Genomic DNA, 512 nt, shown 5'->3' on the forward strand with positions numbered 1-512 from the left:
TGATGCACGCTGCGCAGCGTGGCCACCGTGACCCACAGCAGCGCGGCCAGTGCGGCCACCGGCACGCGGCGTGCCGCCAGGCCGGCGGGCGCATACCGCCACAGTCCATGCACGAGCAACGCGAGCGCGGCGAGCTGGATGAGCTCGCCCGGGTTGACGACCGGCAGCCACGGCAGCGGCCGCGCCGAGAGCGGCGCCGCCAGCGACGCCAGCCAGATCGCCGCCACCACCACCGCGGCCGCGGCGCGCATCGCTGGTAGCCAGGGTACGAATGTCTCGCCCAGCGGCCGCGACAGCCATTCGCCGCGCATCAGCGCCACCGCGAGCAGCAACAGCCAAGGCGTGGCCCCCAGCGCGAGCAGCCAGCCGCCCGCCAGCGCGTAGTGCAGCCCCAACCAGCGCAGGCACAGCGTCGCCACGCACGTCCACAGCAGCCACCAGGCGAACTGCGCGGCGGCGGCGAAGCGGCTTTCCGGTGCCGCCCGCAGGCACCACAGCGCGCACACGCCCAG

General features: G+C 75.2%; 1 protein-coding gene. It reads right to left on the bottom strand.

Features of this window, described 5'->3' with window-relative positions:
• Window positions 1-512, bottom strand: a 512-nt coding sequence (locus CWM66_RS29000) for a hypothetical protein (RefSeq protein WP_199200081.1), incomplete at both ends; no start/stop codon positions are given.

Source organism: Kosakonia sp. H7A (assembly GCF_003028445.1).
Lineage (GTDB): Bacteria > Pseudomonadota > Gammaproteobacteria > Enterobacterales > Enterobacteriaceae > Kosakonia > Kosakonia radicincitans.